Source organism: Cohaesibacter sp. CAU 1516, assembly GCF_005771485.1.
GTDB classification, from domain to species: Bacteria; Pseudomonadota; Alphaproteobacteria; order Rhizobiales; family Cohaesibacteraceae; genus Cohaesibacter; species Cohaesibacter intestini.
Window position 1 is genome coordinate 352777 of the sequence record NZ_VANT01000001.1, and the last position, 15291, is coordinate 368067.

16 protein-coding genes and 1 tRNA gene are annotated in these 15291 nt (G+C 55.2%); 8 read left to right on the plus strand and 9 right to left on the minus strand.

From position 1 onward, the window contains the following. Positions 1-15 precede the first annotated feature (15 nt). Positions 16-1221, plus strand: a complete 1206-nt coding sequence (locus tag FDK21_RS01590) for a DUF459 domain-containing protein (protein WP_138147272.1) — start codon at positions 16-18, stop codon at positions 1219-1221. 169 nt (positions 1222-1390) lie between these two features. Then, the gene (gene hisN, locus FDK21_RS01595) at positions 1391-2185 is read left to right on the plus strand and encodes a histidinol-phosphatase (protein ID WP_138147273.1); all 795 of its coding nucleotides are present in this window, start codon (positions 1391-1393) and stop codon (positions 2183-2185) included. Positions 2186-2202: 17 nt separating this feature from the next. Here the strand turns inward: hisN and FDK21_RS01600 are convergent, their stop codons facing one another. Together FDK21_RS01600 and FDK21_RS01605 are read right to left on the minus strand one after the other, a co-directional pair. Next, positions 2203-3210, minus strand: coding sequence for an alpha/beta hydrolase (locus tag FDK21_RS01600; protein ID WP_246657469.1), 1008 nt, complete (start codon positions 3208-3210; stop codon positions 2203-2205). Between the two features lie 231 nt (positions 3211-3441). Then, on the minus strand, positions 3442-3900 hold the full coding sequence (locus tag FDK21_RS01605) for a hypothetical protein (RefSeq protein WP_138147274.1): 459 nt from the start codon (positions 3898-3900) through the stop codon (positions 3442-3444). A 347-nt stretch (positions 3901-4247) separates the two neighbouring features. On the opposite strand from FDK21_RS01605, the gene FDK21_RS01610 reads away from it, so the two are divergent. After that, on the plus strand, positions 4248-4712 hold the full coding sequence (locus FDK21_RS01610) for an Hsp20 family protein (RefSeq protein ID WP_138147275.1): 465 nt from the start codon (positions 4248-4250) through the stop codon (positions 4710-4712). Positions 4713-4905: 193 nt separating this feature from the next. Here FDK21_RS01610 and FDK21_RS01615 read toward each other — a convergent pair whose 3' ends face one another. The 6 genes from FDK21_RS01615 to FDK21_RS01640 all read right to left on the minus strand — a co-directional run bounded on the left by FDK21_RS01615 (position 4906) and on the right by FDK21_RS01640 (position 10386). After that, positions 4906-5985: a low specificity L-threonine aldolase gene (locus FDK21_RS01615; RefSeq protein ID WP_138147276.1), complete on the minus strand. Its 1080-nt coding sequence runs from the start codon at positions 5983-5985 to the stop codon at positions 4906-4908. A 133-nt stretch (positions 5986-6118) separates the two neighbouring features. Next, positions 6119-6706, minus strand: coding sequence for a DoxX family membrane protein (locus tag FDK21_RS01620; protein ID WP_138147277.1), 588 nt, complete (start codon positions 6704-6706; stop codon positions 6119-6121). Positions 6707-6773: 67 nt separating this feature from the next. Beyond that, entirely contained in the window at positions 6774-7562 is a 789-nt protein-coding gene (locus FDK21_RS01625) for a DNA-binding domain-containing protein (protein ID WP_171021904.1), read from the minus strand. Then, a complete protein-coding gene (locus FDK21_RS01630; RefSeq protein ID WP_114009498.1) occupies positions 7552-8445 on the minus strand; it encodes a DUF692 domain-containing protein in 894 nt (297 codons plus the stop codon). The genes FDK21_RS01625 and FDK21_RS01630 overlap by 11 nt, the downstream gene beginning before the upstream one ends. A 55-nt stretch (positions 8446-8500) precedes the next feature. Continuing rightward, positions 8501-8800 carry a DUF2282 domain-containing protein gene (locus FDK21_RS01635; RefSeq protein ID WP_114009497.1) on the minus strand — a complete coding sequence of 100 codons (300 nt, stop codon included), beginning with the start codon at positions 8798-8800 and terminating at the stop codon, positions 8501-8503. 683 nt (positions 8801-9483) lie between these two features. Beyond that, positions 9484-10386 (minus strand): N-formylglutamate amidohydrolase, encoded by a 903-nt coding sequence (locus FDK21_RS01640; RefSeq protein ID WP_138147279.1) that lies wholly within the window; start codon positions 10384-10386, stop codon positions 9484-9486. Positions 10387-10820: 434 nt separating this feature from the next. On the opposite strand from FDK21_RS01640, the gene FDK21_RS01645 reads away from it, so the two are divergent. The 3 genes from FDK21_RS01645 (at position 10821) to FDK21_RS01655 (ending at position 11899) form a co-directional block, all read left to right on the plus strand. Beyond that, on the plus strand, positions 10821-11180 hold the full coding sequence (locus FDK21_RS01645; protein WP_114009495.1) for a response regulator: 360 nt from the start codon (positions 10821-10823) through the stop codon (positions 11178-11180). Between the two features lie 167 nt (positions 11181-11347). Continuing rightward, positions 11348-11422, plus strand: a tRNA-Val gene (locus FDK21_RS01650). Positions 11423-11707: 285 nt separating this feature from the next. Beyond that, on the plus strand, positions 11708-11899 hold the full coding sequence (locus FDK21_RS01655) for a hypothetical protein (protein WP_138147280.1): 192 nt from the start codon (positions 11708-11710) through the stop codon (positions 11897-11899). 640 nt (positions 11900-12539) lie between these two features. On the opposite strand, the gene FDK21_RS01660 is transcribed toward FDK21_RS01655, so the two are convergent. Beyond that, complete coding sequence (locus FDK21_RS01660) at positions 12540-13205, minus strand: TetR/AcrR family transcriptional regulator (protein WP_114009493.1); 666 nt, start codon at positions 13203-13205, stop codon at positions 12540-12542. 102 nt (positions 13206-13307) lie between these two features. On the opposite strand from FDK21_RS01660, the gene FDK21_RS01665 reads away from it, so the two are divergent. Next, positions 13308-14186: a shikimate dehydrogenase gene (locus tag FDK21_RS01665; RefSeq protein WP_245418417.1), complete on the plus strand. Its 879-nt coding sequence runs from the start codon at positions 13308-13310 to the stop codon at positions 14184-14186. Positions 14187-14229: 43 nt separating this feature from the next. Further along, a complete protein-coding gene (locus tag FDK21_RS01670; RefSeq protein ID WP_114009492.1) occupies positions 14230-15246 on the plus strand; it encodes a DctP family TRAP transporter solute-binding subunit in 1017 nt (338 codons plus the stop codon). Positions 15247-15291: the final 45 nt, after the last annotated feature.

Genomic DNA, 15291 nt, shown 5'->3' on the forward strand with positions numbered 1-15291 from the left:
GCATCGATTGAGACCATGAGTGGACAGACGCAACATTGCAAAAGTGGATCAAAGGGCATCAGGCTTTGCCTGTCGCTGATGATTGGCGCCTGTCTGCTGTTGGAGGCGGCTCTGGTCTCTCCATTGTCCGCAGCGCCCCTGTTGCGACACGAAGCGCCTGCGGTGGCGGTCGATGACGGGCGGTATGACGTTGCGCTTGGTTTCTTTGAGCGGCTGTTCAAACGCCGCAGCCGGAAAAAAGAAGAAGAAAAGACCAAGCGTACGAAAAAGCCAGTGCGGCGGGCTGGGCCGGTCAAGCCGGTCATCTCCACGGTCAGCAAGGATCCTGATGCCGCGGTGATTGCCGTGTTTGGCGATGAATTCGGTCAGGATATTGCCTGGGGGCTGAAAGATGCCTTCTCGCAAGTCCCTGACGTGAAGGTGGAAATTCATGCCAAGCCGAGCAGCGGCATTCTCTATAATTCAAGTCGCAATGTCTTGAAGGATCCCGAGGCTTTGTTCGATTCCAAGCCCTTCAGTTTCGCAGTCGTGATGGTGGGATTGAATGATCGCATCAAGATGCCGGCGAAAAAGGATGAAGAAGGCGCTCAGATCTATCCTGCCTATGACTTCAAGACCGATGGCTGGGTCCGGTCCTATGGGCGCGAGATTGATCGGCTTCGGTTGGCTTTCGCACTGCAGGACAGGCCGGTTTTCTGGGTGGGTTTGCCGCCGGTTGGCAGCAAGAAATTGTCCACCGATCTGCGTTATCTGAACGATCTTGTCGCCAGTCGTCTGACGGAGCGTGGCGAGCGGTTCATTGATGTCTGGGATGCCTTTGCTGATGAAGAGGGGAATTTCTCCTATCGCGGCCCGGATCTGACCGGGCAGGATCGCCGTCTGCGTCAGGGCAACGCCATTCGGTTCAACAAAGCCGGGCGGCGCAAGCTTGCCTTCTTTGTCGAAAAACTTGTCGTACGCGCCTTGTCTCAATCGGTGGCCGAAGATGTGCTGCCGGACAATCTGGCCTCGGCCGATGAGGCGGCGCTGAGGGAAGGGCGTGGTGCAAGCCGGGATATCTTTGTCTTGCGCAAACCGCCGCTTGATTCCGACAAGCTGGTCAAACCTGTCGCTCTGGCGCAGCCATCGGATGCGGCAAACAAGGGAGCGCCGGTCACGCCGTCTTCCCTGTCCGTGCCGCAAATGCGGGTGGATAATTTCTCCTGGTCCGACAGCCGCTGACCGCGCCTTTTCATTCAGTGTGAGCGCTACAAACTGTCCGCTTTGGCATTTTTCGTGCTATGGCGATTGCAGGGATGTGGTCGTTTGAGTAAAAGGCTTGCATCCTCTTTAGCCGATCGCTCCGGCACGCCCCAACAGCCTCTGGCGCTCTTAAGGAATGGACGCGACTATGACCGAGACTTCACGCCACCCGGACTATGCTTTTCTCAACCATCTCGCCGATCTGGCGCGGGATGCGGTGATGCCGTTATTCCGGGCGCCGATTGCTGTCGAGAACAAGGAAGAAGCAGGGTTTGATCCAGTGACCGAGGCCGATAAACAGGCCGAGTTGGAGATGCGTCGGGCGATTTTGGCGCAATTTGCTGATCATGGCATTCTGGGTGAAGAGTTCGAAGACGAAAATCTTGATGCGGATGGGCTGTGGATTCTTGATCCGATCGACGGGACGCGCGCCTTTATTTCCGGTTTGCCAACATGGGGCACCCTGATTGGTTACCGCCATAAGGATGGCGCCTCGCTTGGCATGATGAGCCAGCCCTTTACCGGTGAACGCTATTTCGGCAACGGGCTAGAAAGCTTTTATCAGGGGCCGGACGGCAAACGTTCAATCAAGACACGGGCTTGCCATGACATAAGCGAAGCCACGCTTTTCACCACCACGCCTGATCTGTTTGTCGGGGATGAACTGATCGCTTATCGTCGGGTTGAGGCACAGGCTCGCCTGACGCGCTATGGCACGGATTGTTATGCCTACTGCATGGTAGCGTTGGGCTATGGGGATCTGGTTGTTGAATCGTCCCTGAAGCCAGTTGATATTGCGCCGCTGATTCCGATCATTGAAGGGGCTGGCGGCATTGTCACAAACTGGACTGGTGGCTCGGCCTTTGACGGTGGGCAGGTGATTGCCGCGGCCAATGAGGCTCTACTCGAGCAAGCCATCGCGCTGCTGGCGGGTAAAGTCTGATTGCCACAGACTGGCGGTCAACTTGCCACGTCGGTCAATTCCACGGGATTGCTGCCGGGGATGAAGCTGTCAAAGGCGGCCCAGAATTGTTGGCGCAGGATGTTGCGCTCCATCATCACTTCATGGCGGCTGCCAGCGATGCTGATGGCATAGGCTGCGCGGGTCGATGACGCAAACTGCTCGGCCATGTTGGTGCTGACAATGGTGTCTTGTGAGGCTGTGATGATGAGGGTCGGCGTGTGGATCGTGGCCTGAACGTCGCTTGATTGCAGATGATCCATCGCCTTGCAGCTTTCATGTAGCCAACTGGCCGTCGGTCCGGCTATGGCCAGTTCGGGAAAATCGACGAGATAGCGCCGATTGCGGTCATAGCGCGGACCGTCCGAGGTGAGTGGATTGCCTTCAAAGCCCAGCGGGTCGATTGGTTTGCGGTCGGCACCCAGCATATAGGCTTTGCCCCGTCCAAGGAAACGCAGGCAACCGGCAAGCTTGCGGATGGTCTGTTGCTGGAAGCGAAGACCCATGAAGCGGCGCTGTTGGGAGGCCAGTTCCAATAAAGGCGTGGTGATCAGGGTGCGTTCGAACAGAGTGCGCATGTGGGGCAAGTTCGAGAGCAGGATCAGGCCACCCATGGAATGGGCCAGCGCAAAATGCGGTCGCGGCGTGTCGGGAAGGGCGATCTGTTTCATGAACTGATCAAGATCGCGGCCATAATCGGCAAAGCGCCTGACATGCCCCTTCAGCGGATCGTCCAGCAATCTGTCTGACCCTCCTTGTCCACGCCAGTCAAAGGTTGCCACAGCAAAGCCCTTTTGGCGTAGCTCCTGGATCACTTCATAATATTTTTCGATGAATTCGGATCGTCCCTGCAACAGGCAGATGGTGCCCTTGGGTGCGGGGACGGTGGCAGGCCAAAGTGCTGTGCGCAAGGAAAAGCCATCATAGGTTTTCATCGTCTGGCAGCGGGCGTCCATCAGATCTGGATAATTGTCCAGCTTTTTCAAATCTTTGCGCTTGTCCGACATTCTCTTTCCCAGTTGGCGACGCTTGCCCCAGTTTACCCAAATGCTGGGGGATTGGGAGAGGAAATGCTGCCCATTGTGTCTTTTTCCCGCTCAATGGGGCGGCTGGACCCTAGAATAGTGCACCACGGCATCGGCGCAAGGATGAAGGACCGCACAAAACCCCGAACCTTGCTGGAAGGATACGGGGTTTTGCTTCTGCGGGAATTGCTCTGATGTCATTTGGATCAGGGCTTAGCGAATCCAGAAGGGACGGCGGTCGTTGCGATAGTCCCAGCGGGCGCTATGGTCATTGGCGCGCCGGTCGACACGGTTGAGGCGCCGCAGCAGCTGACGGTCGATGATCTTGCCGTTGCGGGCATTGACGGTCAGACGGACCAGATTGCCACGCTTGCCACGTGCCTTGACGGTATAGACACGGCCATCGGTGCGCATGTTTCTAAGACCGGTAAAACCGCGCTTGTTCAGAATGCGAGCGATCTTGCGTGGCGGCAGTGGCTCGAAGCGGTGCTGCTTGCCATGATGTTTGACGGCCTTGCGCTGATCCCAGCCGTAATGTCTCACCTGTTCGGCCTTGCCGATGGAGATAACGAGCTGACCATTCATTGCCGTGAGGTCGATCGGACGGGCCGAGGCTGGTCCACCGATGAGGGTTGCGACGAGAAGGGGAAGTGCGACTGCTATTGCTTTCATGATCTTGCCTTTCCTTTTGCGTTGGTGTGCCTGCTGCCCATTTTGTTGTTGTGATTTCACCCTAGCAGGGGCTAGCTGAACGCAATTGGAAGGCCCTGTTCATCTGGGATTTATCATCGTGGCGATGCTGTGGCAGGCCCAAATCCTGCCACTTTTTGCACGAATTGGCCGCTCGCGGGGCTGGTGCATTTTTTCGCAGAAAAAGTCTTGAAAAGGAAATTGACCATTTCCATATCTCGTATATCGGAGGCCAAAACGGCTCCGGTGCCGTCTCATTCTCGCCACTGAACGGGAGAATGACCATTTTGAAAAATACGCAAACCTGCTGCTCAAAGGAGGGCATTTCCATGCGTCACTACGATTTTACCCCGCTCTATCGCTCCACCGTTGGCTTTGACAAGCTTTTCTCCATGCTGGACACTGTTTCAAGCCCGGATAGCGGAGCATCTTCCTATCCCCCTTACAATATCGAGCGCCTTTCCGAGAATGGCTATCGCATCTCCATGGCTGTCGCGGGCTTCACCGAGAAAGACGTTTCTATCGAAGTGAAGGAAAACACGCTGACCGTGGTTGGTGAAAAGGTCGCTGATGAGGCGGACAAGGACCGGGATTATCTGCATCGCGGCATCGCGTCCCGTGCGTTTGAGCGCCAGTTCCAACTTGCTGACTATATGCAGGTGGAAGGCGCAAGCATGGAGCATGGCCTGTTGCATATCGATCTGTCCCGAGAATTGCCTGAGGCGAAAAAACCACGCCAAATCGCCATCAAAAGCGCATCCGATCAGACGATGATCGAAGGCAACACCCACTAATCATTTCTTCGATCCGACAAGATCAAGGTGGAGCGTGATCCACGCTCCACACACTCCCCCCACATTCCTCCCAGACCTTTTCCAAAAGGTCGTACCGATTGCCTGAGGGTCTTCCTCCCACACACCGTGCCTGAGGGCAATCGGTCCTCTCACAGAACGGCTCCAGCGATATGATGTCGCTGGAGCCGTTTTGCTATCCGATTTTGTGGGGTGCTTCGCTTTTGTTGATGGCCGCTAGGAAGGCGTCGACTTCATCTGGTTGGGTGCGGAAGGAACAGACCAGACGAACCAGGCACTCGCCTTCGCCGGGGCAGTCTTCATCCGGCAGGCCTGCTGACGGCCATTCATGGAAATTGCCGCCCGCCTCGCGGGCTTGTTCGGCTGCTGTCTTGGGCAGGATGGCAAAGACCTCGTTGGACTGGCTCGGCCAGGCGATGCGGCTGCTGTTGGATGCCTTAAGGCCATCAATCAGACGGTTGGCCATCTTGTTGGCGTGCGTTGCATTGTCCAGCCAGTGGTCGTCGGCAAAGTAGCCATCAAACTGGGCGGCGGCAAAGCGCATTTTGGAGAAGAGATGGCCTGCCCGTTTGCGGCGATAGATAAAGTCCCCCGCATAGGACTTGTTGAAAAAGACCACGGCTTCAGCGCACCAGGCGCCATTTTTCGTCGCGCCGAAGGACAGGACGTCGACACCGGATTTCCATGTCATTTCAGCCGGTGTTGCTCCGATAGCCAGCATGGCATTGGCAAAGCGGGCGCCATCCATATGCAGGGCGAGTTTCTGGTCCTTGGCAATGGTTGCCATTGCTTCCAGCTCCCTCAGTGAGTAGGCGGTGCCGTATTCGGTGGCCTGCGAGAGGGAAATGGCATTGGGCTGGCCATGATGGACAACCCCATGGGGGACTTGCTCCAGACCATGCCGGATGGCGTCTGGCGTCAGTTTGCCATGGCGACCTTCCAGACCCCACATGCGGGCACCCGAAGTCAGAAATTCCGGTGCGCCGCATTCATCAACCCGGATGTGGGCGTCCATATGGCAGAAGACAGTACCGCCCGGACCGGTCAGCGTTGAGAGCGACAGCGCATTGGCGGCGGTGCCCGTTGCGACCATGAAGACGGAACAATCGGTTTCGAAAATGTCCTGAAAACGGGTTTCGATCTGTTGGGTGAGGTCATCACCGCCATAGGCGGGGGCGGCACCATCATTGTGGCGGGACAGGGCGTCCATGACCTTGGCAGAGGCCCCGGCCCAGTTGTCGCTGGCAAATTGCATGTTTGATCCTTGAGGCAAGAGACAAAAACCTCTTCAGGCAGTGGCCCGAAGAGGTGCCTGAAAAGGTGTCTGGCTGGTGTCCCATAGGACCAAGCTCGCTTGCCCGGGTCAAGACCAATTCTGATCTTGTGTGTCAGGCTGCCGCCAATTTGCCGCTTGGCTGGATCGTTTTTGTCAGCAGATAGTCAAGGGATGCCTTGCCGGGACCTTTGAGGATCAGCAGGATCAGCGGCAGGATGGACAAGAGGCGGTAGTCGAGAATTTCTGAATTGTGTACCTGATCGAACACCGCTCCAATGGTTTCGCTTTCAAGACCGTGGAAGGCGATGTCGACATAGGTCTGAACGGCAATGAAGCCAATGAAGGCAAGGCTGGCGAGACGTGTGACCAGACCAAACAGGATCAGAAATGGCAGGATGATTTCGGTGACGGTGCCCAGAATGACGATGATCGTCCAAGGGAAGAAGGCGATCTGGCTGGTGTCATACAGCACGGCTTCGGCGATGGTTGGCAAGATCTGGCCATAGGCACCGGCGGAGGGATTGAATATTCCGAAGAAACCCTCGCCCAGTTTGCTGATGCCGGAGTTGAAATAATAGAAAAACAGGGCGCTGGAGAAAATCAACCGGGCAGCAAGACCGAGGAACCAGTCGGACAGTGCAGCATCCAGTGCTGAGAAAGTGCGGTTGTGTAAGGCTATAAGCCGGTCGAGTAGAGACATGTTCGTATCCGTTGTTAGGCTGTCTGAACGCTGCGTTGCGGGGGAGGGCAGCTTCAGTTTGTTCGGGTTAATGGGCGCTCAACAAGGCGCCGGTTTGCAAGAGGCCAGTGAAATGCTGGCCAAAATCAAAATTGTCGTAAGCGCTGGCAGCTCGCTCTGCGGCGTCAGCGAGGGTCGCCCCTTCCATGAGGGTGGCAAAGAAGAGGTCTGCGCCATCGGGCAGCATGGTCACCGACACCTGCCAGTGCGGGCGGGTGACGAGAACGGACTGTGCTGCCTGTTCTACGGTGCCAAGGTCGACAGTGTCGCCATGTTCAGAATGAGCCGACCAGATGGAAAAGACCGGATGGTCGGACCGAAGCAAGTGCGCACCGGGATGAAAGGCAAAGGTCAGCGCGCCCAGACGTTCAGGCGGGATTGATTGCAACATGGAAGGGTCAAATGGTGCGGCGTCGGCCGCGTGATAGGCATCGAGCCAAGCTCGCTCCAGTCTTGCGACGTCTGCCAGATAGGGCAATTCGGCAACTGGCGGGAAATTTGCCAGAAACTCGGCAAATGCATCGCCATAGGTGATCAACATCTTGGAACGTGGCGGATGCTGGCGAATGTAGATCGAGCAGGTGGCGTTGAAAAATTCCTCGCCGACCAGATCGCGCACCACCGGATAGACTCCCGCCATGGCTTCGATGAGACTGCTGAGCACATTGTTGCGATAGACGCCAAAGCGTTTGACGGCCTTTTTGCCGGGCTTGGGACCAATCACGTCGGCGGGCACCGGATCCTCGAGATTGAGGAGGGCCGATGCAAAGCCGGTCTGGACCGTGCCCAGATTTTTAACCCGATCATTAGCCAGCATGACGGAGGTCTCCCGCCTTGCGGTGTTGATCAAGGATGGCTTCTGCTCGCTCAGCTTCCGCAAACAGCACGTCCCAAGTGGGAATGTTGCCATCCCATTCGATCAGGGTCGGCACGGTACCGGAGCGTTTGAGCGCGTGGTCATAGAGCTGCCAGACCACATCGGCAACCTCGCGGTCGTGGGAGTCAATCAGCAGAATCTCGCCTTCATCATCTTCATCGCGCGCAAATCCGGCCAGATGCACCTCACCAACATGCTCCACGGGGAAGGCGTCGAGATAGGCGACAGGGTCATAATTCTGGTTGGTCGCTGAGACATAAACATTGTTGCAGTCAAGCAGCAGGCCACAACCGGTGCGGGCCACCAGTTTTTCCAGAAAGGCGATCTCGGACATGGTGGAGCTTTCGAATGCCACATAGACCGACGGATTTTCAATCAGGATTTTGCGACCCAGCAGGGTCTGAACCTGATCCACATGGGCGACGACCCGCTCAAGGCTGTCTTCGCGATAGGGGACGGGAAGAAGATCGTTGAAAAAAAGCTCGTCATGGCTCGACCATGCCAGATGCTCGGAGAAAAGTCCGGGCATGTAACGCTCATTGAGCGCCTTGAGGCGGTCGAGATGGCCCTGATCCAGCGGCTGGTCAGCGCCAATGGACGCGGCGACCCCGTGCAGGGACAGCGGATAGCGACTGGCGATCTCGGTCAGGTATTTATGCGGCGGACCGCCTGCACCCATGTAATTTTCAGGGTGCACTTCAAACCAACCAATGTCGGGATTTGTTTCAAGGATCGTCTGATAATGCTCCGCCTTCAGACCGACCCCGGCACGCGCCGGGATCGGTTTGGAAGACGAGGCAGACAGGGTGTTGGACAATGTCATGGGACTTTACCTCTGGCCTGTACCTCTCAAAAATCGTCCGCAGGTGCGGCCGGTCTTACATTTTTTTCGGGGTCAGGCTGCCCATGCCATGTGGGGTTTTCATGGTGGTGCAGGTGCCTTTAGGGACCAGCTTCCAGGCGTTGCCCTGATAGTCCATGGTGGAGGAACCCGAGCAGGTGGTGCCTGGACCAGCCTTGCAATCATTCTGGCCTTTGAGAGCAACACCGTAGCATTTCTCCATTTCGGCAGCCTGTACGCCGTCGGTGGTCAGGGCGGTCATGGCACCGGCGGAAACGAAAGTGGCGACAGCGCCAGCGACGAGGGCTGCGGAGAAGGTTTTTGCATTGTTAGACATGGTAGTCTCCCGGAGTAAGTGATGTGAGCAAAAATGTTGTTTGCGTTTTGAAACTTGGTCCGTCTGATCGGTTGTGCTCAGCGGACAATTGCATCCTGTCGGGAAAGCTGATCAATGGGAAATGAATTGGCTGTGACGCTGATCACACGCAATATCACCAAAGCGTGAGCCTCCGGTCAGGCCATTGGCTGTGCTGGAAAACTCGACTTCTGTGGTGATGGAATTCGCATCAGAACAGGAGGCATATGTCTATTTTTTGTGCAATTATAGTATTTTCGGAAATTGGCCTAAAAATTATGCACAGTAAATTTGAAGGCTGAAATAAAGCCCGGACAAGGGAGGAAATATCTTATTATTCAATGATTTGGAGGATTTTTGGAAGTTCGTGAAAAACTCCGATCCGAGCCAGTCTCCGCGCCTTGAGGCAGGATTGTCTTGAATTTCTGGGCTTTCGGTGCCATTGTTGCAGTGCGGAATTTATTCCCGCCGCCCTTGCTGGGCGTTTCCTCCTTAGACTTCGCGGGCCGCATCTTTTTGCGGCCCTTTTTCTTTGTCCAGTCCCCTTTCCTATGCCTTCCCGTGCCCCTGTTGGTCCGCAATCCAATGCGGATGTGTGTGTGCTTTGCATAATCAAGGCGGGGATAGGGGGAGGGTCAGGGGAATAGCAGAGGGGCGCGAGGATGCTATTCCGCGGCAGCTGCTTCCGGCAGGAAGGCGTCATTGGCGCACTGCATCAGCAGCTCGGCAAAGCGGGCAAACAGATCCGTCAGTTCATCGAAATGGGCAACCGGCGTGAAGGTATCCTCATCCATATAAAGGCTGCGATCAATTTCGATCTGGAGGGCATGAAGCCCCTTCAGGGGGCGACCATAATGCTGGGTTATGAAGCCGCCGGCATAAGGGCGGTTCATTTCTACCTTGAAACCAAGATGCGTCAGGATTCCTTTTACCGCATCGGTTAGGGAGGCATGACAGCTGGTGCCATAGCGATCACCCAGAATGATGTCTGGGCGGTTTGCCGGATTGGTATTTTGCAGCACGCGGGAGGGCATTGAATGGCAATCGATCAGACAGGCATAGCCGAAATCGACATGGGTGAGGGCCATTTGTCGTCTCAGCGTCTGATGATAAGGTTTGTAGAATGTTTCGATGCGCTCCAGCCCTTCTTCTACAGTCAGGCGGTGTTTGTAGATCTCGCGGCGCTCTGCAACGATTCTGGCGATCGTCCCGAGGCCACCGCCCACCCGAGCACCAGCGCTTTTGACGTAGGAAGGCAGCGGAGCGTCGAACATGCTTGGATCGAGTTCATAGGGCTCCCGGTTGAGATCGAGGAAAGCACGCGGAAAATGGGCCTTCAGCAAAGGCAGGCCAACATCGGGCACCTTTTTAAACAACAGATCAACGAAAGCATCTTCCGACCGGCGTAACTCCATTTCTCCCAATCGGCTGGAGTCTTTGAAGGCTTGGGTGTAGCAGCGGCCTGAATGAGGGGAGTTGAATAGAAACGGGGCCAGCTGCTCCTCTGGCTCATGGAGAAGAAACGCGTCTTCGAGGGTGTCAAATGCTGCGAATTTCGATGATGTCAACGCGGTCTCTCGGCTTCTTGTTTTATTGCCGCAGCTCGCCCCGCCATGTCGCGGTCAAGCCATCGGATTGTGGTCTATGATATTCCCAACTGGCGGATTCGTGCAATCCCCCTCTTGCAAGCAATTGGTTGCTAGCCAGAAGTTGATTTGCACGGATTGCCATCATCGGCTTGCCGTGGCTCCATCCCGGTCGTGGTTGGTCATGCTGGAAGACTATCGCAGATTGCGAGAAGGCGGGAGGTTTCTTTCCTTAATATTTGGTTAAATCATCACAATTGATGATGTGCTTGAGGAAAGCTTGTAAAATGTACGTCAGAATTCACGGGATCTTTACCCGTGAGGACAAGAAATGTAGGATCAGGACGATCCCCGGGCGAAGCCGGGCTCCATCATTGAACGAAAAGCCCGACGAAGCGGCTGGAGACCAAACAGACATGTCACAGATTTTGCTTGCTGAAGATGATAACGATATGCGCCGCTTCTTGTCGCGGGCATTGCAGAATGCCGGATATGAGGTCGTCTCCTTCGATAATGGTAAGAGCGCTTATGATCGCCTGCGTGAAGAGCCTTTCACCTTGCTGTTGACCGATATCGTCATGCCTGAGATGGACGGCATCGAACTGGCGCGCCGGGCGACAGAACTTGATCCGGATCTCAAAGTGATGTTCATCACAGGCTTTGCGGCGGTGGCCCTTAATCCTGACAGCCAGGCTCCAAAGGACGCCAAGGTGCTTTCCAAGCCCTTCCATCTGCGTGATCTGGTGAATGAAGTCGGCAAAATGCTTGCCGCCTGATCGGGCCCTGTGATCTTCTTTCCATGCGCCATGGTGTTGGTGGTGCATGTTTTTTCACAGATCCACAGCCCTATGTGACAAGTTTGCAAAAGGGGCTTGCAATCACTTCTTGAGGGCGGTAGAAGCCTTCTCACCGCAAGGCGAAAACCATAGATCGCCAACAGGATGGGCGTATAGCTCAGCGGGAGAGCACTTCGTTGACATCGAAGGGGTCACTGGTTCAATCCCAGTTACGCCCACCATCCTTTCTCCTCATTCGTCAAGAAAAACAATGGCTTCGTTCATAGAGTGAGCTTGAGGCCCAGCCTTTCAGTCTCTGATTTTATTCACACCAGTCAATGTGAGTGGACAACGAAGTTTTCGCAATTGCCTTCGGCTCTTGCTCTGCGTTCCCGCTGAGCTATACGCCCATCCCGTTGGTCTTACGTCAGTGGTGAGGGGGGGAGGTGAGACGCCCGTCCACTGGTTGAACAACCCGGTGAACAATTTCACCATCGCTCCAAAGGCTGCCATCTTCAGAAAGCGACATGCCAGCAGCTTTAGCCATTGTGCAAGCAAATACAAATGTAACGTTGGGCATGCGGCAAATGTCATCTAAAAGCATAGAAATTCAAGGGATTTCAATTGTCACGGGTGTCGCCAAAATTGAGTTTGCATTCAAACCGATGATAGATTTAGCGCCAATATTGGATCAAATCTCGAAGATTACAAACATTTGAAAATCTGAAATCTACCAGTCAATCGCATTTGTCGCAGCTATGTTTGACACCGGTGGAAGCCATTCCAAAATAGCCATGACCTGTGCGCTTGACGATCATAAATCCCGGAGTCTCAACGCCCGCGAGAACCTAGCCTGATAGATGCAACGGATCGATTCTATCCACAAGCTTCGTTTCAAGTTCAAGACTGCCCTGACCGATCAACTTCAAACAGCCACGCAATTTGCCGCAGTGATTTTGAAGCGCCGCGTGGGTGAGCGGCATTTCCTCACAGTCAAGTACAAAGAACTATTGCCGAAAAACTCACCAAGGTGGGTGAAAACACCGCGAAGATGACCGACCACAGGAAGCCTGATGCAGCCATACCATGCTGGCGTCCAGCCTGTTCGATCATCAAGTCGGAGCGCAGGAAAGAGCCTCTTTCGGCTTGGGCCACTCCAGTGACATCCTGTTCGCAGTACGCTTTGGCGGGAACGCAGCGGTTTTTGCCGACCCCGCAATGCACTCTATATCTGCATCACAATCGACATCATGCTTTTCACTGGCGATGCAGCAAAAGGGGCACGATCTAGAAAACCACATTGATTCATATCTGCCAAACTGTCGCACAAAAGACCCTGACCCGTATGAAGAATTTTCCTCAAAGCTTAGGCTCAGCAATTGCAAGCACAGCCTCAACGACCATGTCACGCAACCGTTCCTGGCCGTCGGGCAAAAACAGGGTGCCGCCAAAGACGCGGGCGAAGCTGGGCTGGTTGGAGACATTGAAAAAGGACATCGCGCTGATCATCCAGTGCAACTCCAGCGGTGACAGGTCGGCGCGGATGGTTCCGTCCTCTTTGCCAAGAGCGCAGATCTCATTGATCCGATCTACAGCGCTTTCATTGACCTTGGCAATCAGGGTCGACGTTTCCAGATGACGGCCGTTGTTGATATTCTCAATCATCACCAGTCGGATGAAAGGCTCATTCTTGCGATGATGATCGAAGGTGAATTCGACCAGTTTGCGCAGGGCCTGTTTGGCATTCAGGGATGATAGATCCAGCGCCGCTTCCTCACCGCGTACCTTGCGATAGGCTTCTTCCAGAACACGCAGATAGAGGGTCTCTTTGTCATTGAAATAATAATAGATCATCCGCTTGGTAAAGCGAGAACGATCGGCAATGTCATCGACTCGTGCGCCAGTCAAACCGTGCTCGGCAAACTCCGTCGCAGCCGCCTCCAGAATGCTGGCTTGCACAGCCTCCGGATCCTGCTTCCATCTCTTCTTTCGCTCGGGCGCAGCTGCGCTCTTCTGGTTGGTCATCTGAAGCCTGCATATCGTGTTTCCCTTACCCTAATGGACTGTCCAGTTAAAAACAATTGACAGATTTAACTGTTCAGTTAATTATGGTGCAGGGAGTGAGACATGAACAATCACACAATGCAGCATCAAGCGGAGCCGAAATCCGTCCTGATTGGGCTTATCGGTGCAGGAATCGCAGGATCTCGTACCCCGGCCATGCATGAGGCTGCCGCTCGAGCCCTCGGCTTCCCGCTGGTCTATCGTCGTCTGGACCTCGATTTCGACTGCAAGCTTTCTCTGGAAAACCTTCTAAAGACCGCCGAGTGGATGGGGTTCGATGGCTTGAACATCACCTATCCGTGCAAGCAGGAAATCATTCCTTTCCTTGACGAGTTGTCAGAAAATGCCGAACGCGTTGGTGCCGTCAACACGGTCGTTCTGCGCGATGGCCGCCGGTATGGCCACAATACCGACATCTGGGGGTTTGCCGAAGCCTTTCGAACCGAGTTGACCGGCGTTGCCCGAGAGCGTGTCTTGCAGCTTGGCGCTGGCGGGGCTGGCGCGGCGACTGCTTATGGTCTTCTGTGCGAGGGGGTGGGCGAGTTGCGCCTCTGTGACCCTGAACAAGCGCGCGCCCAAGATCTGGCCAGTGAGCTTTCCAAGCATTATGACCCGCGCCGGATCAAGGTCGTCACCAATGCACAAGAGGCAGTCCAGAATTGTGACGGACTGGTCAATGCCTCCCCTGTGGGTATGGCAAAACTGCCGGGTACGCCCTTGCCTGTTGCCTCCATTCCGCATGGCGCCTGGGTGGCAGATATCATCTATTTTCCAATGGAAACCGAATTGCTTGCAGCAGCGCGCGCTCAAGGATGCCGCACCATGGGTGGTGGTGGCATGGCGCTCTGGCAGGCTGTAAGGGCATTTGCTCTTTTCACCGAGCAAAGCCCCGATCGAGATGTGATGCGTGAGGCCTTTTTGCACGCACACAGTAAGCCCTGAAATCAATAGATCACACTGACTTTATCGAAATGGGAGGAGAACCATGCGTAATTTCACAACCAAAACCCTGTCAGCCCTTGCAGGCCTGGCCATTGGCTTGGGCGTTGCTGCCAGTGCACAGGCCCAGACCATCCGCTTCGCTCACGTTGACCCGGCTGATTGGCAAAGCTCGAAAAAGGGCGCCGCAGCCGAAATCTTCAAAAACATCGTTGAAGGCGAAACCGGTCTGACAGTCGAGTTGTTCCCAGCCGGTGCGTTAGGCAACGAAGATGAACTCGTCGCTCAGGCACAGGACAATCTCACCCAGGTGGTGATGGTTTCCGGTGCCATGTCAAAAATCTGCCGCGCGGCATCCGTGCTGGATATTCCTTACACCTTCCCGTCTGCACCAGTGGCATGGAACGTGCTGGATGGTTCCTTCGGGAGCGAACTGGCCGCACATTGTCTGGATAAAACCGGCCTGCGTACGCTTGCCTACGGGGAAACCGGCTTCCGCAACTTCACCAATGGTGAGCGCGAAATTCGCACCCCGGCAGATATGAAGGGCCTCAAATTCCGTGTCCAGCCGATCCCGCTCTATATTGAGATGGTCAAGGGCCTTGGCGGCGAGCCAACACCGATTGCCTGGACCGAATTGCCAAATGCTCTGTCAACAGGTGTGGTTGACGGTCAGGAAAATCCGGTCGGCGTGATCTACAATAACGGCCTGCATAAACTGCAGAAATACATGACCCTTGACGGTCACGTCTATGCAGCCGACTTCCTGCTCATCTCTGATGAGTTCTTCCAGTCCCTTTCCCCTGCCGAGCAGGCCGTGGTGCAGAAAGCAGCCGTCGTGGCAGGCAATATGGGTCGTTCCATTCAGCAATTCTCCACCGCCGTTGGTGTGAATGCCGTGCAAGCCGAAGGCATGCAGGTCTATTCGCCAACCGCCGAAGAATTGGCGCAGTTCCGCGATGCGGCGCAACCAGCTGTCAAAAAATGGCTGGCTGGCGAGCTGGGCGGCGAAGCCGAGTGGATTGAAAAGCTTGATGCTGCTGTGAAAGCTGCCACCAAGTAAGACCCAAGGATGGGTGGCCGCCCAAACGCCACCCATCTCTCCCAC

Coding starts and splice junctions, on each gene's coding strand:
- FDK21_RS01590 (WP_138147272.1), top strand. CDS start 16: ATGAGTGGACAGACGCAACATTGCAAAAGTGGATCAAAGGGCATCAGG.
- hisN (WP_138147273.1), top strand. CDS start 1,391: ATGACCGAGACTTCACGCCACCCGGACTATGCTTTTCTCAACCATCTC.
- FDK21_RS01600 (WP_246657469.1), bottom strand. CDS start 3,210: ATGTCGGACAAGCGCAAAGATTTGAAAAAGCTGGACAATTATCCAGAT.
- FDK21_RS01605 (WP_138147274.1), bottom strand. CDS start 3,900: ATGAAAGCAATAGCAGTCGCACTTCCCCTTCTCGTCGCAACCCTCATC.
- FDK21_RS01610 (WP_138147275.1), top strand. CDS start 4,248: ATGCGTCACTACGATTTTACCCCGCTCTATCGCTCCACCGTTGGCTTT.
- FDK21_RS01615 (WP_138147276.1), bottom strand. CDS start 5,985: ATGCAATTTGCCAGCGACAACTGGGCCGGGGCCTCTGCCAAGGTCATG.
- FDK21_RS01620 (WP_138147277.1), bottom strand. CDS start 6,706: ATGTCTCTACTCGACCGGCTTATAGCCTTACACAACCGCACTTTCTCA.
- FDK21_RS01625 (WP_171021904.1), bottom strand. CDS start 7,562: ATGCTGGCTAATGATCGGGTTAAAAATCTGGGCACGGTCCAGACCGGC.
- FDK21_RS01630 (WP_114009498.1), bottom strand. CDS start 8,445: ATGACATTGTCCAACACCCTGTCTGCCTCGTCTTCCAAACCGATCCCG.
- FDK21_RS01635 (WP_114009497.1), bottom strand. CDS start 8,800: ATGTCTAACAATGCAAAAACCTTCTCCGCAGCCCTCGTCGCTGGCGCT.
- FDK21_RS01645 (WP_114009495.1), top strand. CDS start 10,821: ATGTCACAGATTTTGCTTGCTGAAGATGATAACGATATGCGCCGCTTC.
- FDK21_RS01655 (WP_138147280.1), top strand. CDS start 11,708: ATGCCAGCAGCTTTAGCCATTGTGCAAGCAAATACAAATGTAACGTTG.
- FDK21_RS01660 (WP_114009493.1), bottom strand. CDS start 13,205: ATGACCAACCAGAAGAGCGCAGCTGCGCCCGAGCGAAAGAAGAGATGG.
- FDK21_RS01665 (WP_245418417.1), top strand. CDS start 13,308: ATGAACAATCACACAATGCAGCATCAAGCGGAGCCGAAATCCGTCCTG.
- FDK21_RS01670 (WP_114009492.1), top strand. CDS start 14,230: ATGCGTAATTTCACAACCAAAACCCTGTCAGCCCTTGCAGGCCTGGCC.